Genomic DNA, 480 nt, shown 5'->3' on the forward strand with positions numbered 1-480 from the left:
GCCCGGCAGTTCAAGCGCATGCGCAAGGCCCTGCGCCAGCTCAAGGGCTATGTTGGCCGAGTGCGCCGGGACCTGCGCCGCTACCTCCAGGACATCCCCGAAGGCGCGCTGCGCGGACGGGTGCTGGAGGCGCTCTGGCTGGTCGGTCGCCTGCTCGAACAGACACCGAAGGGCAAGAACAAGATCTATGCCCTGCACGAGCCGGAGGTCGACTGCATCTCCAAGGGCAAGGCGCGGGTCCGATACGAATTCGGCACCAAGGTCAGCCTCGCCACCACTCTCGGCGGGGGCTTTGTGGTTGGTGCTCGGAGCTTTCCTGGCAACCCATACGATGGCCACACCCTGGCGTCAGCACTGGAGCAAGTCGCCATCCTGACTGACCAGGTGCCGGCTCTGGCTGTGGTGGACCGCGGCTATCGCGGCCATGGCGTGGAGACCATCAAGGTCCTGATCAGCGGCACAAGACGCGGCATCACCCCG

Annotated in this window: 1 protein-coding gene; it reads left to right on the forward strand. The window is 66.0% G+C overall.

Annotation, left to right across the window (positions count from 1 at the left end; all coding sequences use genetic code 11):
• On the forward strand, window positions 1-480 hold a 480-nt coding region (locus AAIL68_RS17615), incomplete at both ends, for a transposase (protein ID WP_347141079.1).

The organism is Paracoccus sp. SSK6, from assembly GCF_039770665.1.
Lineage (GTDB): Bacteria > Pseudomonadota > Alphaproteobacteria > Rhodobacterales > Rhodobacteraceae > Paracoccus.